This window comes from Streptomyces sp. CMB-StM0423, assembly GCF_002847285.1.
Lineage (GTDB): Bacteria > Actinomycetota > Actinomycetes > Streptomycetales > Streptomycetaceae > Streptomyces.
The window spans coordinates 3,271,667-3,292,991 of record NZ_CP025407.1; the positions used below are offsets into that span (position 1 = coordinate 3,271,667).

A 21,325-nucleotide genomic window follows, 5' to 3' on the forward strand; every position below is an offset into this window, starting at 1 on the left:
TATATGCGGCGTAAAAGTGACGTACGTCCCGCCGCTAGCGGGACGTCCTCGTCACACCGGCGCAGCCGGCTCCAGAAGCACCTGACATGGGTCCTACCGTATCCCAGCCGCCCGTCAGTGGCCCAGGTCCCTGCCCGCCATGCGCTCCAGCCTGGCGATACGTTCCGCCATCGGCGGGTGCGTCGAGAACAGCCGCGACATGTTGCCCGACCCCCGCCGGAACGGGTTCGCGATCATCATGTGGCTCGCCGTCTCGATCCGCGGCTCCGGCGGCAGCGGGAGCTGCTTCGTGCCCGCTTCGAGCTTCCGCAGGGCGCTCGCCAGGGCCAGCGGGTCGCCGGTGAGCTGGGAGCCCGTCTGGTCGGCCTCGTACTCGCGGGAGCGGCTGACGGCGAGCCTGATGATGCTCGCCGCCACCGGACCCAGGAAGAGCACCAGGAGCATGCCGAACGGGCCGGGGCCGTTGCCGTTGCGGTCGCCGCTCGGGATCAGCCAGGCGAAGTTCACGAGGAACATCACCACCGACGCGAGCGCGCCCGCGATCGACGAGATGAGGATGTCCCGGTTGTAGACGTGCATCAGCTCGTGCCCCAGGACCCCCCGCAGCTCGCGCTCGTCGAGGATCTGCAGGATGCCCTCGGTGACGCAGACCGCCGCGTTGCGCGGGTCGCGGCCGGTGGCGAAGGCGTTCGGGGCCTGGGTGGGCGAGATGTAGAGCCGGGGCATCGGCTGGCGGGCCTCGTTGGAGAGCTCGCGCACGATGCGGTACAGGTTCGGCGCCTCGATCTCGCTGACCGGGCGGGCGCGCATCGCGCGCAGGGCCAGCTTGTCGCTGTTCCAGTACGCGTACGCGTTGGTGCCGATGGCCACGACGAGCGCGATGATCAAGCCCGTACGGCCGAAGATGCTGCCGATGAGCAAGATCAGCGCTGACATGCCGCCCAGGAGCGCGGCTGTCTTCAGCCCGTTGTTCGACCGGTGCACGGTGTGCCCTCCAAAGCCTGCCGCCGCAAGTGTCGGCCGTCTCCTTCCAGTGGACCCCTCCCACGCACTGAACGCCCGGGTCACCGGGTAAGTTCCCTGGTCAGCGCAGATTCCCCCGGGCGCCGCACGGGTGAGGCGGCGTTACAGCAGGGCTTCGCCCGCAAAGCGGAGTACGAGCTGCGGTGCGCCCGAGAGCGCGACGCCGAGCGCCGCCGTCAGACCGATGGCGCCGCGCAGCGGGGCGGTCAGGGTGGTACGGACCGGGGCGGTACCGCCGTCCGGAGCCGCGGGCGCCGGGCGGAACAGCAGCGCCGTCCACTGGAGGTAGTAGTACAACCCCACGACCACGTTCGCCGCCATGACCACCGCCAGCCACCCCAGCCCCGCGTCCACCGCGGCGCCCAGGACGGTCACCTTCGCGAAGAGGCCGATGATCCCCGGCGGCAGACCGGCGAGGTTGATCAGGAAGAATGCCAGCGCCAGCGCGACCGGCAGTCGCGTCGCCGCCAGGCCCCGGTAGTCGGTGATCCGGCCGCCCCGGCCGCCCTTCGCGGCCACCGCGGCGACCACCGCGAAGGCGCCGAGGTTCACCACCCCGTACATCAGGGCGTACGAGAGCGTGGCGCCCACCGCGCGCTCCGGCTCGTCGGCATAGGCCGCGGCGGCGATCGGGACCAGCAGATAGCCCGCCTGCGCCACCGACGACCAGGCCAGCAGCCGGACCGCGCTGTGCGGGGCGTCGACGCGCTGGCGCAGGGCGGCGACGTTGCCCGCGGTCATCGTCAGCGCCGCCAGGACCGCGATCGCCGGGCCCCACACCTCGTCGTACGCCGGAAAGGCCAGCACGGTGACGAGGATCAGCCCGCTGAAGCCCACCGCCTTGCCGACGACGGACAGATACGCGGCGACCGGGATCGGCGCGCCCACGTACGTGTCGGGCACCCAGAAGTGGAACGGCACCGCCGCCGTCTTGAAGGCGAACCCGACCAGCGTCAGCACCACCCCCGCCGCCGCCAGCGTCTCCAGTCGCTCCGGCGCCGTCGCGAGCCCGTCGGCCAGCCGCGCCAGGTGCAGGCTGCCCCCGGCGGCGTAGACGAAGCTGATGCCGAGGAGCATGACGGCGGTCGCGGTGACGGAGGAGAGGAAGAACTTCAGCGCCGCCTCGGACGACAGCCGGTCCCCGCGGCGCAGGCCGACCAGCGCGAACGCCGGCAGCGAGGCGACCTCCAGGGCGATCACGAGCGTGGCGAGGTCGCGCGCGGCGGGCAGCAGCGCCGCGCCCGCGGCCGAGGCCAGCAGCAGGAACCAGAACTCCCCCGCGGGCAGCTTCGTCGCCCGCACGTCGTGCACGGACAGCAGCGCGGCGAGCAGCGCGCCCGCGAGCACCAGGAGCTGCACGACGAGCGCGAAGCGGTCGGCGGTGTAGCTGCAGACGTTCGGATCGTCGGTGAGACAGAAGGTGCTGCGGTCGCCGTCGAGGAGCGGCAGGAGCGCGAGCAGGGAGACCGCGAGCGCGGCGACCGCGCCCCAGCCGAGGAGGTGCTTGGCACGCTCGGGTACGAAGAGGTCGGCGACCAGCAGCGCGACGGCGGCCACGGCGACGATCGTGGGCGGCGCGACGGCGAGCCAGTCGACGGACTGCACGACGGACCCGGCGAGGACCGTGTCCGCGGTCCCGCCTGCCGGGAGTGCGCCGGACGGGCCTGCGGCGGCGTGTGCGTACGTCATCAGCTTCCTCCCGCGAGGAGCTTCTGCACGGCCGGGTCGGTCAGGCCGAGGAGGGCGGCGGGCCAGAGGCCGGCGAGGACGGTGAGCGTGACGAGCGGGCTCCAGGCGGCGATCTCGTACCGGCGTACGTCCCCGAAGGCCGGCCGCTCCCCCGGCGTCCTGTCGCCCATGCAGACGCGGCGGACGACGACCAGGAGGTACGCGGCGGTGAGCAGGGTGCCGAAGCCCGCGACGGCCATGAAGACCAGGTACGCCGGCCGCGGGAGCCCGGCGGCCGGGTCGTACGCGGCGAACATCGCCAGCATCTCGCCCCAGAACCCCGCGAGCCCCGGCAGCCCCAGCGACGCGACGGCGCCGAAGACGAGCAGCGCGCCCAGCCGCGGGGCGCTGCCGTAGAGGGCGGCGCCGGTACGGCCGGCGAGGGCGTCGAGGTCGGTGGTGCCGGTGCGTTCCTTGAGGGCGCCGACGAGGAAGAAGAGGAGGCCGGTGATGAGGCCGTGGGCGATGTTCGCGAAGAGCGCGCCGTTGACGCCGGTGGGGGTCAGCGTGGAGATGCCGAGGAGCACGAAGCCCATGTGGCCCACGGAGGAGTACGCGATGAGCCGCTTGAGGTCGCCGCGGGCCCCGGTCCTGGCGAGGGCGAGGCAGGCGAGGGAGCCGTAGAGGATGCCGGTGACGCCGAAGGCGGCGAGGTAGGGCGCGTACGTCTCCATGCCGTCGGGGGCGATGGGCAGCAGGACGCGCACGAACCCGTACGTGCCCATCTTCAGCAGCACGCCGGCGAGGAGCACGGAGCCGACGGTGGGGGCGGCGGTGTGGGCGTCGGGGAGCCAACTGTGCAGCGGCCACATCGGGGTCTTCACAGCCAGGCCGGCGCCGATGGCCAGGACCGCGATGAGCTGCGTGGTGTGGGTGAGCTCGGCGCCGTTGTCAGTGGCGAGTGCCACCATGTCGAAAGTGCCGCCCTGGAACCCGACGAGGAGGAGGCCGAGGAGCATCACGACCGAGCCGAGCAGCGTGTAGAGGATGAACTTCCAGGCGGCGGCGGTCCGTCCGGCGCCGCCCCAGCGGGCGATGAGGAAGTACATCGGGATGAGCACCATCTCGAACGCCAGGAAGAAGAGCAGCAGGTTGAGGACGGCGAAGGTGGCGAGCATGCCGCCTTCGAGGACGAGCAGCAGCGCGACGAACGCCCGGGGTGACGGCCCGGCGGGCATGACGAAGTAGCCGTAGACCGCGCAGAGGAAGGTGAGCAGCGCGGTGAGGACGAGGAGGGGGAGCGAGACGCCGTCGACGCCGAGGTGCAGCCGGATCCCGAGGGCGGGGATCCAACTGACGTCGGAGTCGGCCTGCATGGTGCCGGCGTCGTCGTAGTCGAAGCCGGCGGCCAGGACGACGGACAGGACGAACACGGCGCCGGTGACGGTGACGCCGTGGCGCAGCACGGCCTGGTCGGGGCTCTTGCCCTTCAGGCCGGGCGGTGCGGGGAACAGGGCGGCCAGGGCGCCGAGAAGGGGGAGGACGACGATGGCGGCGAGGACTAGCTGCATCGCGGTGTGGCTCATACGCGGGTGACCTCCGCGGCTTCGGAGGACGGCCGGGGCGTGGGGCGGCTACGGCGGGCCGGGCGGCTGCCCGGGCCGCGAACGGGCGTACCGCGGGCGGGCGTCGGGGCTGCCGGGCGGCGCGCGGCGGGACGAGTGCCGGGGCGGTACGGGGCCGGACGGGTGCCGGCGCGGTGCTCGGGCGGGCTGGTGCCGGGCCGGTGCCCGGGGGTGCCGGTGTCCATGCGGCGTCAGCCTCCCGTGACCGACGTGGTGGCGACGACGACCGCGACGGCCAGGACGAGTGCGCCGCCGAGCAGCGCGCTGAGGTAGCTCTGCACGTTGCCGGTCTGCGCGCGGCGGACCGCGGCGCCGAGCAGCCGGGGCGCGGTGCCCGCGCCGCGTACGTACGTCTCGACGACCTCCCGGTCCAGGAAGCGGACCAGCCGGGCCGCGGCCTGTACCGGGCGGACGAAGAGCGCGGCGTACAGGGCGTCGACGTGGAAGCCGCGGGCGGCGTGCCGGTAGAGGGCGGGGCCGAGCAGTATGCGGCCGGGGTCCGTGGAGGTGCCGTCGGGGGCGGCGCCGGACGCGGCGCTGCCCTCGTCCGACGGGCTGCCGTACACCGCCTCGTGCGTGGCCTCCGCCTCCACCTCGGTGAGGGCCGGCTCGGCGTCGGGGTGGGCGGCGACGGCGCCGGCGGGGATGCGGGCGGCGAGCCCGGCGGTCTGCTTCCACGCCGCGTACGTCGCCATCATGCCGACGAGCGCCAGCCCCGTACCGAGGACGGCGGTGGCGAGCGTCGGCGTGAGGGAGTGGTCGCCGAGCCAGTCCGGCAGCGTCCAGACGCTCAGCCCGAACGCGAGGGTGGGCAGGAACAGCAGCCACAGCACGGCGTTCATCACGACCGGCTGGCGGCCGTGGTCGGGGGCGGTTTCGCCGCGGCCGTGGAAGGCGAGCAGCCACAGCCGGGCGGCGTACGCGGCGGTGAGCAGCGCGGCGGCGAGCCCGGCGACCAGCACGGTCCAGGCAGCGGCGGCGGGGATGCCCTCCGCGTCGCCCGTCGCGGCGTGCTCCGCGGCACCGAGGACGGCTTCCTTGGAGAAGAAGCCGGCGAAGGGCGGGATGGCGGCGAGGGCGAGGAGGGCGGCGGTCATGGTCCAGTAGGCGTCCGGTACGCGGTGGCGCAGGCCGCCCATCCGGGCCATCGCTGCCAGCGAGTTGGTGCCGGCGGCGTGGATGACGACGCCGGCGGCGAGGAAGAGCAGCGCCTTGAAGGCGCCGTGCGAGAGGAGGTGGAAGACGGCGGCGTCCCGGGAGCCCGCGGCCAGCGCGCCGGTCATGTAGCCGAGTTGCCCGACGGTCGAGTACGCGAGCACGCGTTTGATGTCGTCCTGCGCGAGCGCGGCGAGCGCCGAGCCGACCATCGTGACCGCGGCCATGACCGCCAGCACCACCAGCGCGGCGGCCGAGGCGGCGAAGACGGGCAGCAGCCGGGCGACGACGTACACGCCGGCCGCGACCATCGTCGCCGCGTGGATCAGCGCGGAGACGGGCGTGGGCCCCGCCATCGCGTCGGGCAGCCAGGTGTGCAGCGGGAACTGCGCGGACTTGCCCGCGACCCCGGCGAGCAGCAGCAGCGCGATGAGCGTGGGGTGTGCGAGACCGTCACCGGAGCCGGCGGCGTTCAGGATGCCGCTGATCCGGAACGTACCGGCCTCGGACGCGAGCGCGAAGATGCCGATGAGGAAGGGGACGTCGCCCAGCTTGGTGACCAGGAACGCCTTGAGCGAGGCGGCGCGCGCGACCTCCGTGTCCCAGTAGTGGCCGACGAGGAAGTACGAGCAGATGCCCATGATCTCCCAGCCGACCAGCAGCACCATCAGGTCGCCGGAGTAGACGACGAGGAACATCGCGGCGGTGAAGAGGGAGACGAGGGCGGCGTACGAGGGGTAGCGCGGGTCGTCGCGCAGATAGCCGGTGGAGTAGATCTGCACGCACGAGGCGACGACGCCGACGAGCACGGCGACGAGCACCGCCATGCCGTCGAGGTGCAGCGCCAGGTCGATCGGTACGGAGCCGGTCGGGGTCAGCTCGGTGGCGGCGGTCACCGGCTCGTCGCCGCCCTGGCGCGCCGCGACGAGGGCGGCGAGCACGGCGGCGGTCACGGTCGGCAGCACGGCCAGCGGCTGCACCAAGCCCGGGGAGCGGCGGCCGAGGAGCAGGCCGGCGACGGCGCCGAGGAAGGGCAGCAGGGGGACGAGTGCGGCGAGGGTGGTGGTGGTCACGCGGTGGCCTCGGCCTTCTTCGACGCGGCCCCGGACTCGCCGCCGGCGGGGGCGCCTTGTGCGGTGTCTCCCGCCGAGTCCTTCGTGGCGTCGCCGGTGCCACCCCCGCCCGCGTCCGTGTCGGCGAGATCGCGCAGGCGGTCGACGGCGGAGGTGCCCCGGTTGCGGTACACCATCAGCACGATGGCCAGCCCGATGCCGATCTCGGCCGCGGCCACCGCGATGATGAACAGCGTGAACGACTGCCCGGCGCGCAGGGTGTCGCGCAGCCAGACGTCGAAGGCGACGAGGTTGAGGTTGACGGCGTTGAGCATCAGCTCGACGGACATCAGCACCAGGATGGCGTTGCGCCGCGCCAGCACGCCGTAGAGGCCGACGCAGAACAGCAGCACCGCCAGCACCGCCGGATACGCGAGATGCATCAGCCCTCCCCGCCGTCGTCGGCGGCCCCGGCGCCCTCGGTTGCCTCGGTTGCCTCGGTGCTCTCGGCGGCGTCCTCGTCCGCGGACCCGCCGTCCTTGCGGGACAGCACGATCGCCCCCACAAGCGCCGCCAGCAGCAGCACCGACAGCGCCTCGAACGGCAGCACCCAGTGCCGGAAGACACTGGCCCCCAGCAGGTCGGTGGTGCCCTCGGGCTCGTCCAGGCCGATCCACTGCGTACGGAACGCGTCCACCACCAGCGTCACCAGCAGCACCGCCGCCGCCCCCGCCACGCCCAGCGCCACCCACCGGTTGCCCGAGTCGGCGTCCGGCGAGCGGCCTATGGGCGCGCGGGTCAGCATCAGCCCGAAGAGCAGCAGCACGACCACGGAGCCGACGTAGATCAGCACCTGCACCCAGGCGACGAACTCGGCCGTCAGCAGCAGGTACTCGACCGCCAGCCCGCCGAGCGCGACCACCAGCCACAGCGCGGCGTGCACCAACTGCCGGGTGGTCACGGTGATCACGGCGGCGCCGAGGGTCACCAGGCCGGTGAGGAGGAAGACGAGCTCGACGCCGGTGGGCGACAGGAAGCCGTGGGTCTCGGCGGCGAGGGTCATGCGTCGTCGCCCTCCCCGGCCGGGGGCTCCCCCGCGTCCCGTACCCGCGGGGCCGCTGTCTTCTCCGCGGCTGCTGCCGCCTCTGCTGCCCCCGCTTTGTCCGCCGCCTTACGCGCCGCGCCCAGTTCCTTCGGCTCCTCCCCCGCCGGGTCCGGCGCGGGCGGGATCGGCACCGTCCACATCCAGTCGCGCAGCCGGTCGCGCTCGTGGGTCAGCTCGTGGATGTCGGTCTCCGCGTACTCGAACTCCGGCGACCAGAAAAGCGCGTCGAACGGGCAGACTTCGATGCAGATCCCGCAGTACATGCACAGCGCGAAGTCGATCGCGAAACGGTCGAGCACGTTGCGGCTGCGCTCGCGCCCGCCGGGGGCGGCGGGCGGCACGGTCTCCTTGTGCGAGTCGATGTAGATGCACCAGTCCGGGCACTCGCGGGCGCAGAGCATGCAGACCGTGCAGTTCTCCTCGAACAGCGCGATGACGCCGCGGCTGCGCGGCGGCAGCGCGGGCAGGGTGTCCGGGTAGTGCGCGGTGTGCGAGCGCCGCGTCATCGTACGCAGCGTGACCGCGAGCCCCTTGGCGAGCCCCTTCACCGTCAGATCACCACCTTCACGATGCCGGTCAGCGCGATCTGCGCGAGGGCGAGCGGGATGAGGGTCGTCCAGGCGAAGCGCTGGATCTGGTCCTCGCGCAGCCTCGGGTACGTGACGCGCAGCCAGATCACGGCGAAGGCGAGGATCCCGGTCTTCAGCAGTGTCCAGAGCCAGCCGAGCCCGTCGGCGTACGGGCCGTGCCAGCCGCCGAGGAAGAGCACGGCGGTCAGCGCGCTGAGGACGACGATGCCGGCGTACTCGGCGAGCAGGAACAGTGCGAAGCGCAGCCCGGAGTACTCGGTGTACGCGCCGAAGATGATCTCCGAGTCGGCGACGGGGGCGTCGAACGGCGGGCGTTGCAGCTCGGCGAGCCCGGCGGTGAAGAACACGAAGCCGCCGACGAGCTGCCACGGCAGCCACCACCACTCGAACCCGTCGACGATCCCGACGAGCGAGACCGTCCCGGCGGCCATGGCGACGGAGGCGGCGGCGAGCAGCATGGGCAGCTCGTAGGCGAGAAGCTGCGCGGCGGTGCGCAGGCCGCCGAGGAGGGAGTACTTGTTGGCGGACGCCCAGCCGCCCATGAGGGACCCGAGGACACCGACGCCCATGACGGCCAGCACGAAGAAGATGCCGGCGTCCAGTGCCTCGCCCACGCCGCCGTCGGGGTGGAAGGGGATGGCGACGAGGACGACGAGGTAGGGCAGGAGGGCGACGGCGGGGGCGAGCTGGAAGACGCGGCGGTCGGCACCGGCGGGGACGACGTCTTCTTTCTGTACGAACTTGAGCCCGTCGGCGACGAGTTGCGCCCAGCCGTGGAAACCGCCGGCGTACATGGGGCCTACGCGGCCTTGCATGTGGGCCATGACTTTGTGCTCGGTCTGCCCGACGACGAGCGGAAAGAGCAGAAAGACGAGGAGCACGCCGAGGAGTGTGAGCAGGGTCGCGACCACGTCGTTCACGGGCGGTCACCACCTTCGCCGCCCTCGGGGGCGGAGGAGGCTTCGCCTGCGGCGGGCCTGGCGGGCGGGGTGTCTTCGGCTGCGGCGGACTCGGGCGCCTCGGGCCGGCCGGCGGCGGGGTCGGGCGACGGGTCGGGGTCGCCTGCGGTCAGCCCGGCGGAGGGGGTGCCGCCGGCGGCGGACTCGGGTGAGCCGGACCCGCCGGAGGCGGGCGGCGTGCCCGGGGCCGGTGCACCTGCGGTGGGCCCGGCGGATGGAGTGCCTTCGCCTGCGGCGGGCTTGGGGGGCGGGGTGGACTCGTCGTCGGGTTGGGGGCGTTGCCAGGGGGCATCGGGCGTACGGGTACGGGAGCGCGGCTCCCGGCCCGCTGCGGCGGGCCCGCCGCCGGCGGGCCGCTGCGAGGCCGACCCCTCACTCGCGGAACGCGCGCGCCGCGCACCGCGCGGCGGGTGCCCGGCACCGGCTTCGCCGGGTGCCGCCCCCGCGGGACCGGTCGTCGTGCCGTCGGCAGGCGCCGGTCCCCCGGCGTCCTCGCCGTCGTCCGTCCCACCCGGCCGGGACGCGGAATCCTCGTCAGCCGCCCGCTGCGACGCCGAGCCCCCGCCCGCCGAGCGTGTGCGCCGCGCGCCGCGTGGCGGGCGGGCGCCACCGGCTTCGCCGGGCGCCGCGCCCGCGGCCGCCGAGGTCTCCCCGGACTCGTCGCCCGCGGCGTCGCCCGTCGTGTCTTCGGCAGGCGGGCTACCGACAGCGTCCTCGCCGTCGTGCGTTTCGCCCGGAGCCTCCTCGGCCGCCCGCTGCGAGGCAGAACCTCCGCTCACCGAGCGCGTCCGCCGGGCGTCGCGGGCCGGGCGGTCGCTACCGGCTTCGGCGGACGTTGCGCGGGCGCGGCGGGTGGGGCGGGTGGGGGGTGGGGGCAGGGTGCCTTTCTGGGGGCCCCAGTCGTTGGGGTCCGGGACGCCCGGGGGCTGCATCTGGCGCCGCTTCGGGCCGCCCGCGTGGGACTCGCCCGGCTCCTTCGCGCCCGGCCACGCCTTCGCCACCCGCGCCGCCAGGACGAAGTCCTTCCGCAGCGGGTGGCCCTCGAACTCCTCCGGCAGCAGCAGCCGCACCAGGTGCGGGTGGCCGGGGAAGTCGACGCCGAACATCTCGTGCGTCTCCCGCTCGTGCCACGCCGCCCCCGCGTACACGCCCGTCGCCGTCGCCAGCGCCGGGGCCTCGTGCGGCACCGTCGTGCGGAGCAGCAGCCGGCGCGGCGGGGTGCCGACCGCGACGACGTGGGCGGCGACGCGGAAGCCCTCGGCCGGTTCGTCGACGGCGGTGAGCCAGTCGAAGAACGTGCAGCCCAGCTCGTCGCGCGCCGTCCGCAGCGCCACGGTCCAGGCGGCCGCCGGTACGTCCACCGTCAGGAGGCCGTACGCCTCCTTCGCCACCGCCTCCGGGCCGAACAGTTCCGTAGCCGGCCGTGGGAGCCAGCCCTCCCCCTGCTCCGTCATCCGGCGTCCTCCGGCGGCTTCACCAGCCCGCTCGTCAGCGCCCCCACCGGCGCCCCGGACGACGATTTCCCGTACCGCTCCGCCAGCGACTCCCGCGCGATCTTCTCCTGGAGCTTCAGGATCCCCTGCAGCAGCGCCTCCGGCCGCGGCGGGCAGCCGGGCACGTACACGTCCACCGGGATGATCTGGTCCACGCCCTTCGTCACCGCGTACGAGTCCCAGTACGGCCCGCCGCAGTTGGAGCACGCGCCGAAGGAGATCACGTACTTCGGCTCCGGCATCTGCTCGTACAGCCGCTTCACCGACGGCGCCATCTTGTCCGTCACCGTGCCGGACACCACCATCAGGTCCGCCTGCCGCGGGCCGGGGGCGAACGGGATGACGCCGAGGCGGATGAAGTCGTGCCGGGCCATCGACGCGGCGATGAACTCGATCGCGCAGCAGGCGAGGCCGAAGTTGAAGACCCACAGGCTGTAGCGGCGGCCCCAGTTGAGCACGACCTTCATCGGCTGGGGCGCCAGCCGCTGGAGCACGCCCACACTCTGCACGGGGGCGGGCGCGGCGGGGGCAGCGGCAGGGGGTGGGGTGGCGGCGGGGTTCACGTCCATTCCAGGACGCCCTTCTTCCAGGCGTACAGCAGGCCCACGGCGAGGAAGCCGAGGAAGATGAACATCTCCACGAGCGTCACCGCCCCGTACCCCGGCGCCGCGAAGACCGTCGCCCAGGGGAAGAGGAAGATGACGTCGACCGCGAAGATCACGTACAGGAAGGCGTACACGTAGTAGCGGACCTGCGTGTGCGCCCAGCCCTCCCCGACCGGGTCCACCCCGCACTCGTACGTCAGCAGCTTCTCCGGCGTCGGCACCGCGGGCCGCAGCAGCCGGGCGCCGCCGAAGGCGACGCCGACGAAGAGCAGGCCCAGCACGGCGACGAGGCCGACCACCCCGTAGCCGTCGAAGTACCCGGCGGCGAGGGCGTCGGCGGCGAGCATGTCCGGCACGTCCGCTCCGCTCCTGACTGCTGTGGCTGGCTGACCGTGCGCATTCGGTCAGGACATCGACCTTTACGGGCAAGGAGTGTAGGCCCTGCCCCGGGCGCTGTGGCCATCGTGTGCGCCAGTTCCTGCGAGCCGCCGACGGTACGGACCGCGCCCGCGCCCGCCACAGGCCGATGTAGAGGGCGAAGCGGAGACTCCTCCGTAAAGGGTGGGGTTAACCCCCGTACGTTCCGCGGTACACCCCCCATGGCGCCCCCGCGCCCCGGCGCGGCACCCTGGGAGGATGAGTCACAGCCGCCCGGGTGCGGAGCCGCCGGCCAAGCCGAGCGGCGACAAGCCGCTGCCCCCACCGCGCCCGCCGCTCAGCGGCACGACCTGGCTGGAGGTCGTGCACCTGCTCGTGAACCTCCCGATGGCGCTCTTCGGCTTCGTCTACGTCTCCTTCTGGCTGCTGCCCGGCGCCGCGCTGTCGATCACCGTCATCGGGCTGCCGATGCTGGCCGCCGGCCTCGCCGGCGCCCGCATGCTCGGCTCCTGGGAGCGCGCGCGGGCGCGGGCGCTGCTCGGCGTGTACGTCGAGGAGCCGACGCCGATCCGGCGCAGCACGTACGGCGGCTTCCTGCCGTGGCTGTGGGCGACGCTGAAGGACCCGGTGGGCTGGCGGACGACGCTGTACAGCATGATGCGGCTGCCGTGGGGGATCTTCACCTTCGCCCTCATGTGCGTCTCCCTGTTCGTGCTGTGGCCGCTGCTGCCCTGGCTGTCGCGCGGTCTGACCGAGGTCGACCGGGCGATGGTGCGCGGGCTGCTCGGTCCTTCCGACCCGCTGGAGCGGCGCATCAGGGAGCTGGAGGAGAACCGCGGCGTCGTGGTCGACACGGCCGCCGCGGACCTGCGGCGCATCGAGCGCGACCTGCACGACGGCGCACAGGCCCGGCTGGTGGCCCTGGCCATGGGTCTTGGCCTGGCGAAAGAGAAGCTGCTGGAGGACCCCGAGGCCGCCGCCGAGATGGTCGGCGAGGCGCACGGCGAGGTGAAGCTCGCCCTGGAGGAGCTGCGGGATCTGGCCCGCGGCATCCACCCGGCGATCCTCACCGACCGGGGCCTCGGCCCGGCGCTGTCGGCCGTCGCCGCCCGCTGCACGGTGCCCGTCTCGGTGACCGTCGACCTCAAGGACCGCCCCGCGCAGGCCATCGAGGGCATCGCGTACTACACGGTCTCCGAGCTGCTCCAGAACATCAGCAAGCACAGCGGCGCGAAGACCGCGAGCGCCGACGTGTGGCGGGCGGAGGGGCGCATCATGGTGCAGGTCACCGACGACGGGAAGGGCGGCGCCCGGCTGGACGGCGGCACGGGGCTGTCCGGGCTGACGGATCGGCTGGGCTCGGTGGACGGGCTGCTGGCCGTGGAGTCGCCGCAGGGCGGTCCCACGGTCGTCACCGCCGAACTCCCCTGGCGCAACCGCGAGTCCGAGGCGCAGGCGCGCGCGTAGCCCCCCGCCGGGGGTGGGGTTTTCCCCCGTACCGACAGACCGACCTGCTCCATGGCCCGCGCCGCCCCCGCCGGGGAGGCTGGAGGCACAAGCTCGACAGACCCGTCACCAGCGCTCCGGCAGAAGGACTTCCGACGATGGACAGCACCGCGTACGCACCCGAGGCCCGCCGCCCGCGGCTTCCCCTCGCCCTGCGCGCCCCCTTCGAGGCACGCACCTGGCGCGAGTTCCTCTACCACCTGCTCAGCCTGCCGGTGTCGATCGTGTTCTTCGTCTACACGATCACGATGCTGACCCTCGGCCTCGGCCTGCTGATCACGTTCCTGGGCATCCCGGTGCTCGCCGCGATGCTGGCCGGCTGCCGCGGCATGGGCTACTTCGAGCGGACCCGCGCCCGGATGCTGCTGGGCCTGGACGTCGAGGACCCGGAGCCGCTGCGCCGGCGGGCCACCGGGTTCATGGGCTGGGTCGGGTCGCTGTTCCGCAGCGGCGAGTCGTGGCGGACGATGCTCTACGGGCTGCTGCACATGTGCTGGGCGGTGTGCTCCTTCAGCATCTCGGTGGCCGTGATGTTCTGGAGCTGGTCCATGGTCACGTACCCGCTGTGGCAGTGGGTCTTCCCGGCGCACTGGGGCCAGGACGGGCTCCAGGTGTACGGGAACGCCGACGGCGACGGCTGGTACCTGGACTCGCCGCTGGAGCAGCTCTTCGCGGTCGGCGTCGGCGCGGTGTTCCTGCTGGCCTCGCCGTGGGTGGTGCGCAGCCTGTCGTACGTGGACCGGGCGATGGTCGTCGGGCTGCTGGGCCCGTCGAAGCTGGCGACCCGCGTGCATGAGCTGGAGACGGACCGCGGGGTCGTGGTGGACACGGCGGCGGCGGACCTGCGACGCATCGAGCGCGACCTGCACGACGGCGCACAGGCCCGGCTGGTGGCCCTGGCGATGGACCTCGGCCTGGCGAAGGAGAAGCTGCTGGAGGACCCCGAGGCCGCCGCCGAGATGGTCGACGAGGCGCACGGCGAGGTGAAGCTCGCGCTCCAGGAGCTGCGGGACCTGGCCCGCGGCATCCACCCGGCGATCCTCACCGACCGGGGCCTCGGCCCGGCGCTGTCGGCGGTCGCCGCCCGTTGCACGGTGCCCGTCTCGGTGACGGTGGACCTGCTGGAGCGGCCGGCGCAGTCGATCGAGGGCATCGCGTACTACACGACCTCCGAGCTGCTGCAGAACATCAGCAAGCACAGCGGCGCCAGCCGGGCCATGGTCGACCTGTGGCGCGCGGAAGGCCGGCTGATGATCCAGGTGACGGACGACGGCAACGGCGGCGCGCGGCTGGACGCGGGCTCGGGGCTCTCGGGGCTGACGGAGCGGCTGGGCTCGGTGGACGGGCTGCTGGTCGTCGACTCGCCGCCCGGCGGCCCGACGGTGGTCACGGCGGAGCTGCCCTGGCGGGCGTGAGCGGTTCTACGGGCACGCGGCCTGAGCGGTCGTACGGGGACGGGGCGGGCCCGCGGGCCGGCCCCGTCCCCGTACGCCTGCTGCCGCCCCGCACCCCCGGCCCCGGAAGTCCCGCGCGGTCCCACGCACCCCCGCGCGCCCGCGCCCGGCCCGCCGCCGGGGCCTCCCGCGCACCCCGCACCACCGCCGTTTTCCGCCCTTTACCTGCCGTTATCCCCCTCCGGCACCTCCCCCGCCGCGGAATCCTGGGATGCTGGAGGTCTACACATCTTCGTATGGGGGGCAGGCAACGGTGGAGGACAGCGTGCGGGTGGTCATCGCCGAGGATTCGGTGCTGCTCCGGGAGGGGCTCACCCGGCTGCTCACCGACCGGGGCCACGAGGTCGTCGCCGGTGTCGGCGACGGCGTGGCGCTGGTCAAGACGGTCGGGGACCTGGCCGCCGAAGGCAGCGCGCCGGACGTCGTCGTCGCCGACGTGCGGATGCCCCCGACCCACACCGACGAGGGGGTCCGCGCGGCCGTCCAACTGCGGCGCGAGCATCCGGACGTCGGCGTGCTGGTGCTCTCGCAGTACGTCGAGGAGCAGTACGCCACCGAGCTGATCGCCGGCTCCAGCCGCGGCGTCGGGTACCTGCTGAAGGACCGGGTCGCGGAGGTGCGCGAGTTCGTCGACGCCGTCGTGCGCGTCGCCGAGGGCGGCACGGCGCTCGACCCCGAGGTCGTCGCCCAGTTGCTCGGCCGCAGCCGCAAGCAGGACGTGCTGGCCGGGCTGACCCCGCGGGAGCGCGAGGTGCTGGGCCTGATGGCCGAGGGCCGGACGAACTCGGCGATCGCCGGGCAGCTCGTGGTGAGCGACGGCGCGGTGGAGAAGCACGTCAGCAACATCTTCATGAAGCTCGGCCTGGCGCCGAGTGAGGGAGATCACCGCCGGGTGCTCGCGGTCCTCACGTATCTCAACTCCTGACCGCGCCCCGCCCCGGCGCCGCGCCCCGGGCCCCGCTCCGGTGACAAGGGATTGTCACACCGGCGGATGGGGTCAAGAGGGGCATTAGATTGTGACAAAAAGGGATATAACCTGACGTCTCGCCACCGTCCAGTTTACGGACGGGCTCAGGAAGGCATGCCTAACCCGCGTACGATGTTCACTGGGTCAGGCGGTCGGAATCCCGTTCCCGAGCGGCCGCCGCGAGGGAGGTCCACGAAGGTGACCAGCGAGGTCAACAGCAAAGAGGTCAAGCGCCTGGACCGGGTGATCATCCGGTTCGCGGGTGACTCCGGAGACGGGATGCAACTGACCGGCGACCGCTTCACCTCGGAGACCGCGTCGTTCGGCAACGACCTGTCGACGCTCCCGAACTTCCCCGCCGAGATCCGCGCCCCCGCAGGCACGCTGCCGGGGGTTTCCAGCTTCCAGGTGCACTTCGCCGACCACGACATCCTCACCCCGGGTGACGCGCCCAACGTGCTGGTGGCGATGAACCCCGCCGCCCTGAAGGCGAACATCGGGGACGTCCCGCGCGGCGCCGAGGTGATCGTCAACACCGACGAGTTCAACAAGCGCGCGATGGCCAAGGTGGGCTACGAGGCGAGCCCCCTGGAGGACGGCTCCCTCGACGGGTACAGCGTGCACGAGGTGCCGCTGACCACGCTCACGGTCGAGGCGCTGAAGGAGTTCGGGCTGTCCCGCAAGGACGCGGGCCGCTCCAAGAACATGTTCGCCCTCGGCCTGCTGAGCTGGATGTACCACCGGCCCACCGAGGGCACGATCGGGTTCCTGCGGGCCAAGTTCGCCAAGAAGCCGGACATCGCCGAGGCCAACATCGCCGCCTTCCGGGCGGGGTGGAACTTCGGCGAGACGACCGAGGACTTCGCCGTCTCGTACGAGGTCGCCCCGGCCCAGTCCGCGTTCCCGGCCGGCACGTACCGCTCCATCTCGGGGAACCTGGCGCTCGCGTACGGGCTGATCGCGGCGGGGCAGCAGGCGGACCTGCCGCTCTTCCTCGGCTCGTACCCGATCACGCCGGCCTCCGACATCCTGCACGAGCTGAGCCGGCACAAGAACTTCGGCGTGCGCACCTTCCAGGCCGAGGACGAGATCGCCGGCATCGGCGCCGCGCTCGGCGCGGCCTTCGGCGGCGCGCTGGGCGTGACGACCACCTCGGGCCCCGGCGTCGCGCTGAAGGCCGAGACCGTGGGCCTGGCCGTGTCGCTTGAGCTGCCGCTGCTGATCCTGGACATCCAGCGCGGCGGCCCCTCGACCGGGCTGCCCACCAAGACCGAGCAGGCGGACCTGCTCCAGGCGATGTACGGGCGCAACGGCGAGGCGCCGGTGCCGATCGTCGCGCCGGCCACGCCGTCGGACTGCTTCACGGCGGCCCTGGACGCGGCCCGTATCGCGCTGACGTACCGCACGCCGGTGATGCTGCTCTCCGACGGCTACCTCGCCAACGGCTCCGAGCCCTGGCGGATCCCGGAGGTCGACGACCTGCCGGACCTGCGGGTGCAGTTCGCCAGCAAGACGAACCACACCATGGCCGACGGCACCGAGGTCTTCTGGCCGTACAAGCGCGACCCGCAGACCCTCGCCCGCCCGTGGGCGATCCCCGGCACGCCGGGCCTGGAGCACCGCATCGGCGGCATCGAGAAGGAGGACGGCTCGGGCAACATCTCGTACTCGCCGTCCAACCACGACCTGATGGTGCGCACCCGCCAGGCGAAGGTCGACGGCATCGAGGTGCCCGACATCGAGGTCGACGACCCGGAAGGACCCTCGGGAGAACGAGCGCGCACGCTGGTGCTGGGCTGGGGCTCGACGTACGGGCCCATCACCGCGGCCGTACGCCGCGTGCGCCGCGCCGGCGACCACATCGCGCAGGCCCATCTGCGCTACCTCAACCCGTTCCCGGGCAACCTCGGCGAGGTGCTGGCCGCGTACGACAAGGTCGTCGTCCCCGAGATGAACCTCGGCCAGCTCGCGACCCTGGTCCGCGCCAAGTACCTCGTGGACGCCTTCTCCTACAACCAGGTCAACGGCATGCCGTTCAAGGCCGAGCAGCTCGCCACCGCTCTCAAGGAGGCCATCGACAATGGCTGAGACGACCGCCGAGGGACCGGCGATCGACACCCTTTCGCTGATCCCCAAGGCCGAAGCCAAGCAGTCCATGAAGGACTTCAAGACGGACCAGGAAGTGCGCTGGTGCCCCGGCTGCGGCGACTACGCCGTGCTCGCCGCCGTCCAGGGGTTCATGCCGGAGCTGGGGCTGGCCAAGGAGAACATCGTCTTCGTCTCCGGCATCGGCTGCTCGTCCCGCTTCCCGTACTACATGAACACGTACGGGATGCACTCCATCCACGGCCGCGCCCCGGCCATCGCCACCGGCCTGTCCAGCACCCGGCGCGACCTGTCCGTCTGGGTCGTCACCGGCGACGGCGACGCGCTGTCCATCGGCGGCAACCACCTGATCCACGCGCTCCGCCGCAACGTCAACCTCAAGATCCTGCTCTTCAACAACCGGATCTACGGGCTGACCAAGGGGCAGTACTCGCCGACCTCCGAGGTCGGCAAGGTCACCAAGTCCACCCCGATGGGCTCGCTGGACGCGCCGTTCAACCCGGTCTCGCTGGCGCTCGGCGCGGAGGCGTCGTTCGTCGCCCGCACGGTCGACTCGGACCGCAAGCACCTCACCGAGACGCTGCGCGCGGCGGCCGCCCACCCGGGCACGGCGCTGATCGAGATCTACCAGAACTGCAACATCTTCAACGACAACGCCTTCGAGGTGCTGAAGGACCGCCAGCAGGCGCAGGAGGCGGTGATCCGGCTGCAGCACGGGCAGCCGATCCGCTTCGGCGCCGACGACCACAAGGGCGTCGTGCGGAACCCGGCCACGGGCGACCTGGAGATCGTGGAGGTGACGCCGGAGAACGAGGCGGACATCCTCGTCCACGACGCCCACGCCGCCACCCCGACGACGGCGTTCGCGCTCTCCCGGCTGGCCGACCCGAACACGCTGCACCACACGCCGATCGGCATCCTCCGGGACGTGAACCGGCAGGTGTACGACACGGAGATGGCGGAGCAGCTCGACGAGGCGGTGCAGCAGAAGGGCAAGGGCGACCTCGCCGGGCTGCTCGCGGGCGGCGACACGTGGACGGTGCTCGGCTGAGCCGGCTGCCGGCCGCGGGCTGACGGTCCAACGACCGCCGGTCCCGCGCAGATACGACCCGGGCCCGGGCCTGAGCAGATCAGGCCCGGGCTTCGTCGTACCCCTCCCGCGCCGCGGTCACCGCGGGCACGCTGTCGTTCGCCCAGATCGCCAGCGGCCGTACCCGCAGGGCCGCCTGCTCGCCGAGCGGGGTCAGCGAGTACTCCACGTGCGGCGGGATGACGGGCTTCGCCTCGCGCAGCACGAGGCCGTCGCGCTCCAGCGTCTGCAGGGTCTGGGCGAGCATCTTCTCGCTCACCCCGCCGATCCGCCGCCGCAGCGCGCTGAACCGCATCGTGCCCTCCAGCAGCGCGAGCAGCACCAGCACGCCCCAGCGGCTGACGACGTGCTCCATGATGTTCCGGGCGGGGCAGTCGGCCGTGATCATGTCCGGAAAATCCCGCAGCCGGGGCGCTGCCTCTCCCTCTGCCTGCATGCTTACCTCCACAGCAGTACCTTACGTGAAAGTGGGTACTTTATCTTCGTAAGTATGCCGCCTACGGTGGCTGACATGAAGATCACCGTCACCGGAGCCACCGGGCACCTCGGCCGCCACGTCATCGCCGCACTGCTGGAGCAGGTGCCCGCGGAGCGGGTGGCCGCCGTCGTACGCAGCAGGGAGAAGGCCGCGGACCTCGCCGCGCGCGGGGTGGAGGTGCGGGTCGCCGACTACGACGAGCCGGCCACGCTGGCGGACGCCTTCCGCGCGGGCGAGCGGGTGCTGTTCGTCTCGGGCAACGCGGTCGGGCGGCGGGTGCCGCAGCACCGGGCCGTGGTCGACGCCGCCGCGGCGGCGCGGGTGGGGCTGCTCGCGTACACCGGCATCCTGGGCGGGCCGAAGGCGGACTTCCTGCTGGCGGACGAGCACAAGGCGACCGAACAGCTCGTCCTCGACTCCGGCGTGCCGTACGCCTTCCTGCGCAACGGCTGGTACCACGAGGTCCACACCGACCAGCTCGCCGCCGTCCTCGGCCACGGCGCCGTCCTCGGCAGCGCGGGCGCCGGCCGGATCGCCGCCGCCTCCCGCGCCGACTACGCCGCCGCGGCCGCCGCGGTGCTGACCGGCGAGGGGCACGAGGGCCGGGCGTACGAGCTGAGCGGCGACACGGCGTGGAGCCTGCCGGAGTACGCGGCGGAGGTCGCCCGGCAGTCCGGCGCCCAGGTCGGCTACCGCGACCTGCCGCCCGCCGAGCACCGCCGGGTCCTGCTCGGCGCCGGGCTGCCGGAGGCGATGGCCGACGTGCTCGTCGACGTCGACGCGGCGGTCTCCCGCGGGCTGCTGGCCGGCACGTCCGGCGAGCTGTCCCGGCTCATCGGCCGGCCGACGACGCCGCTGGCGGAAGCGGTCGCGGCGGGTCTCGCCGCGGCGCCCGCGGAGGGCCCGGCGACGCGGCAGCCGTAAGGACCCAAATGCTGATACGGATATGACAACGGGCTCTCGCGCCCGCTACCGTCGGCACGGCGCACGCCGTGCGGGCAGCGGAACGGGAGGGCGGCCGTGGGGTCATCAGGTGAAGCACCGGCGCGTGCGGCGAGCGAGGCCCGGCTCGGGCTCCTCTACGGCTTCGCCGCGTACGGGAGTTGGGGCGTCATCCCGCTCTTCTGGCCCCTGCTGGAACCCGCGAGCCCCGCGGAGATCCTGGCCAACCGGATGGTGTGGTCGCTGGTCGCCTGCATCCTGCTCCTGCTGGTGCTGCGCCGCTGGTCCTGGATCCGGCCGCTGCTGCGCGAACCGCGGCGGCTGGCGCTGGTCGCGGGGGCGGCGGCGACGATCACCGTCAACTGGTTCGTCTACATCTGGGCCGTCAACTCGGGCCACGTCGTCGAGGCGGCCCTCGGCTACTTCATCAACCCCCTCGTGAGCATCGCCTTCGGCGTGCTGCTGCTGCGGGAGCGGCTGCGCGGGCTGCAGTGGATCGCGGTCGGGGTGGGGGTGGCGGCGGTGGTCGTGCTGACGGTGGGCTACGGGCGGCTGCCGTGGATCGCGCTGGTGCTGGCCTTCTCGTTCGGGACGTACGGGCTGATCAAGAAGCGGATCGGGCTGGAGGGCATCGAGTCCTTCGCGGCCGAGACGGCGGTGCAGTTCCTGCCGGCGCTGGTGTTCATGGTGGTCCTGGGCGCCCGCGGCGACTCGACCTTCCACACGGAGGGCGTCGGCCACGCGCTGCTGCTCGCGAGCTGCGGTGTGATCACGGCGTTCCCCCTGATCTGCTTCGGCGCGGCGGCGGTCCGGCTGCCGCTGTCGACGATCGGCCTGATGCAGTACCTGGCGCCGACGCTGCAGTTCGTGCTGGGAGTCCTGTACTTCGGCGAGTCGATGCCGGCGGAGCGCTGGGCGGGCTTCCTGCTGATCTGGCTGGCGCTTGCCCTGCTCACGTACGACGCGCTGCGCACGGCGCGCCGCGGCCGGCTGGAACTGCGCCGGGCGGAGGCGAGGGCGGCTGCCGCCGGGGAGCCGGGCGGCGGGGCGAAGGCGGCCGCGACCGGCGTGCCGGAGGCGGCGAACCCGGGCCGGCCCGCCTGAGGCACCGGCTCGCGGGCGGCGGGCG

19 protein-coding genes are annotated in these 21,325 nt (G+C 73.0%); 7 read left to right on the forward strand and 12 right to left on the reverse strand.

What is annotated here, in order from left to right:
- Positions 1 to 114: 114 nt before the first annotated feature.
- The 11 genes from htpX to CXR04_RS14045 all read right to left on the reverse strand — a co-directional run bounded on the left by htpX (position 115) and on the right by CXR04_RS14045 (position 11,622).
- Positions 115 to 984, reverse strand: coding sequence for a zinc metalloprotease HtpX (gene htpX, locus CXR04_RS13995; protein WP_101422383.1), 870 nt, complete (start codon positions 982 to 984; stop codon positions 115 to 117).
- Positions 985 to 1,125: 141 nt separating this feature from the next.
- Entirely contained in the window at positions 1,126 to 2,712 is a 1,587-nt protein-coding gene (locus CXR04_RS14000) for an NADH-quinone oxidoreductase subunit N (protein ID WP_101422385.1), read from the reverse strand.
- Positions 2,712 to 4,277, reverse strand: coding sequence for a complex I subunit 4 family protein (locus CXR04_RS14005; RefSeq protein WP_234380218.1), 1,566 nt, complete (start codon positions 4,275 to 4,277; stop codon positions 2,712 to 2,714). Before CXR04_RS14005 ends, CXR04_RS14000 begins: the two co-directional genes overlap by 1 nt.
- A 230-nt stretch (positions 4,278 to 4,507) precedes the next feature.
- Positions 4,508 to 6,544: an NADH-quinone oxidoreductase subunit 5 family protein gene (locus CXR04_RS14010; RefSeq protein WP_101422387.1), complete on the reverse strand. Its 2,037-nt coding sequence runs from the start codon at positions 6,542 to 6,544 to the stop codon at positions 4,508 to 4,510.
- Positions 6,541 to 6,966, reverse strand: a complete 426-nt coding sequence (nuoK, locus tag CXR04_RS14015; RefSeq protein ID WP_101422389.1) for an NADH-quinone oxidoreductase subunit NuoK — start codon at positions 6,964 to 6,966, stop codon at positions 6,541 to 6,543. The genes CXR04_RS14010 and nuoK overlap by 4 nt, the downstream gene beginning before the upstream one ends.
- The gene (locus CXR04_RS14020; RefSeq protein WP_101422391.1) at positions 6,966 to 7,586 is read right to left on the reverse strand and encodes an NADH-quinone oxidoreductase subunit J family protein; all 621 of its coding nucleotides are present in this window, start codon (positions 7,584 to 7,586) and stop codon (positions 6,966 to 6,968) included. Before CXR04_RS14020 ends, nuoK begins: the two co-directional genes overlap by 1 nt.
- The gene (locus tag CXR04_RS14025) at positions 7,583 to 8,134 is read right to left on the reverse strand and encodes a 4Fe-4S binding protein (RefSeq protein ID WP_101426362.1); all 552 of its coding nucleotides are present in this window, start codon (positions 8,132 to 8,134) and stop codon (positions 7,583 to 7,585) included. The genes CXR04_RS14020 and CXR04_RS14025 overlap by 4 nt, the downstream gene beginning before the upstream one ends.
- Before the next feature lie 44 nt (positions 8,135 to 8,178).
- Positions 8,179 to 9,138, reverse strand: coding sequence for a complex I subunit 1/NuoH family protein (locus CXR04_RS14030; protein WP_101422393.1), 960 nt, complete (start codon positions 9,136 to 9,138; stop codon positions 8,179 to 8,181).
- Positions 9,135 to 10,631: an NADH-quinone oxidoreductase subunit C gene (locus tag CXR04_RS14035; protein WP_101422395.1), complete on the reverse strand. Its 1,497-nt coding sequence runs from the start codon at positions 10,629 to 10,631 to the stop codon at positions 9,135 to 9,137. Before CXR04_RS14035 ends, CXR04_RS14030 begins: the two co-directional genes overlap by 4 nt.
- Complete coding sequence (locus CXR04_RS14040) at positions 10,628 to 11,239, reverse strand: NADH-quinone oxidoreductase subunit B (RefSeq protein WP_101422397.1); 612 nt, start codon at positions 11,237 to 11,239, stop codon at positions 10,628 to 10,630. The genes CXR04_RS14035 and CXR04_RS14040 overlap by 4 nt, the downstream gene beginning before the upstream one ends.
- On the reverse strand, positions 11,230 to 11,622 hold the full coding sequence (locus CXR04_RS14045) for an NADH-quinone oxidoreductase subunit A (RefSeq protein ID WP_206337833.1): 393 nt from the start codon (positions 11,620 to 11,622) through the stop codon (positions 11,230 to 11,232). Before CXR04_RS14045 ends, CXR04_RS14040 begins: the two co-directional genes overlap by 10 nt.
- A gap of 289 nt (positions 11,623 to 11,911) precedes the next feature.
- On the opposite strand from CXR04_RS14045, the gene CXR04_RS14050 reads away from it, so the two are divergent.
- The 5 genes from CXR04_RS14050 to CXR04_RS14070 all read left to right on the forward strand — a co-directional run bounded on the left by CXR04_RS14050 (position 11,912) and on the right by CXR04_RS14070 (position 18,737).
- Entirely contained in the window at positions 11,912 to 13,120 is a 1,209-nt protein-coding gene (locus tag CXR04_RS14050; RefSeq protein ID WP_101422401.1) for a sensor histidine kinase, read from the forward strand.
- A gap of 137 nt (positions 13,121 to 13,257) precedes the next feature.
- On the forward strand, positions 13,258 to 14,574 hold the full coding sequence (locus tag CXR04_RS14055) for a sensor histidine kinase (RefSeq protein WP_101422403.1): 1,317 nt from the start codon (positions 13,258 to 13,260) through the stop codon (positions 14,572 to 14,574).
- A 304-nt stretch (positions 14,575 to 14,878) separates the two neighbouring features.
- Positions 14,879 to 15,538, forward strand: a complete 660-nt coding sequence (locus CXR04_RS14060) for a response regulator transcription factor (RefSeq protein WP_047020276.1) — start codon at positions 14,879 to 14,881, stop codon at positions 15,536 to 15,538.
- Positions 15,539 to 15,778: 240 nt separating this feature from the next.
- A complete protein-coding gene (locus tag CXR04_RS14065; RefSeq protein ID WP_101422405.1) occupies positions 15,779 to 17,668 on the forward strand; it encodes a 2-oxoacid:acceptor oxidoreductase subunit alpha in 1,890 nt (629 codons plus the stop codon).
- Positions 17,661 to 18,737, forward strand: a complete 1,077-nt coding sequence (locus tag CXR04_RS14070; protein ID WP_101422407.1) for a 2-oxoacid:ferredoxin oxidoreductase subunit beta — start codon at positions 17,661 to 17,663, stop codon at positions 18,735 to 18,737. The genes CXR04_RS14065 and CXR04_RS14070 overlap by 8 nt, the downstream gene beginning before the upstream one ends.
- 79 nt (positions 18,738 to 18,816) lie before the next feature.
- Here the strand turns inward: CXR04_RS14070 and CXR04_RS14075 are convergent, their stop codons facing one another.
- Positions 18,817 to 19,164 (reverse strand): winged helix-turn-helix transcriptional regulator, encoded by a 348-nt coding sequence (locus tag CXR04_RS14075; protein ID WP_442802457.1) that lies wholly within the window; start codon positions 19,162 to 19,164, stop codon positions 18,817 to 18,819.
- 123 nt (positions 19,165 to 19,287) lie between these two features.
- On the opposite strand from CXR04_RS14075, the gene CXR04_RS14080 reads away from it, so the two are divergent.
- Positions 19,288 to 20,178 (forward strand): NAD(P)H-binding protein, encoded by an 891-nt coding sequence (locus CXR04_RS14080; RefSeq protein WP_101422410.1) that lies wholly within the window; start codon positions 19,288 to 19,290, stop codon positions 20,176 to 20,178.
- Between the two features lie 96 nt (positions 20,179 to 20,274).
- The gene (gene rarD / locus CXR04_RS14085) at positions 20,275 to 21,300 is read left to right on the forward strand and encodes an EamA family transporter RarD (protein WP_101422412.1); all 1,026 of its coding nucleotides are present in this window, start codon (positions 20,275 to 20,277) and stop codon (positions 21,298 to 21,300) included.
- Positions 21,301 to 21,325: the final 25 nt, after the last annotated feature.

Coding starts and splice junctions, on each gene's coding strand:
- CXR04_RS14000 (WP_101422385.1), bottom strand. CDS start 2,712: ATGACGTACGCACACGCCGCCGCAGGCCCGTCCGGCGCACTCCCGGCA.
- CXR04_RS14005 (WP_234380218.1), bottom strand. CDS start 4,277: ATGAGCCACACCGCGATGCAGCTAGTCCTCGCCGCCATCGTCGTCCTC.
- nuoK (WP_101422389.1), bottom strand. CDS start 6,966: ATGCATCTCGCGTATCCGGCGGTGCTGGCGGTGCTGCTGTTCTGCGTC.
- CXR04_RS14020 (WP_101422391.1), bottom strand. CDS start 7,586: ATGACCCTCGCCGCCGAGACCCACGGCTTCCTGTCGCCCACCGGCGTC.
- CXR04_RS14025 (WP_101426362.1), bottom strand. CDS start 8,134: ATGACGCGGCGCTCGCACACCGCGCACTACCCGGACACCCTGCCCGCG.
- CXR04_RS14035 (WP_101422395.1), bottom strand. CDS start 10,631: ATGACGGAGCAGGGGGAGGGCTGGCTCCCACGGCCGGCTACGGAACTG.
- CXR04_RS14040 (WP_101422397.1), bottom strand. CDS start 11,239: ATGGACGTGAACCCCGCCGCCACCCCACCCCCTGCCGCTGCCCCCGCC.
- CXR04_RS14045 (WP_206337833.1), bottom strand. CDS start 11,622: ATGCTCGCCGCCGACGCCCTCGCCGCCGGGTACTTCGACGGCTACGGG.
- CXR04_RS14050 (WP_101422401.1), top strand. CDS start 11,912: ATGAGTCACAGCCGCCCGGGTGCGGAGCCGCCGGCCAAGCCGAGCGGC.
- CXR04_RS14055 (WP_101422403.1), top strand. CDS start 13,258: ATGGACAGCACCGCGTACGCACCCGAGGCCCGCCGCCCGCGGCTTCCC.
- CXR04_RS14070 (WP_101422407.1), top strand. CDS start 17,661: ATGGCTGAGACGACCGCCGAGGGACCGGCGATCGACACCCTTTCGCTG.
- CXR04_RS14075 (WP_442802457.1), bottom strand. CDS start 19,164: ATGATCACGGCCGACTGCCCCGCCCGGAACATCATGGAGCACGTCGTC.
- CXR04_RS14080 (WP_101422410.1), top strand. CDS start 19,288: ATGAAGATCACCGTCACCGGAGCCACCGGGCACCTCGGCCGCCACGTC.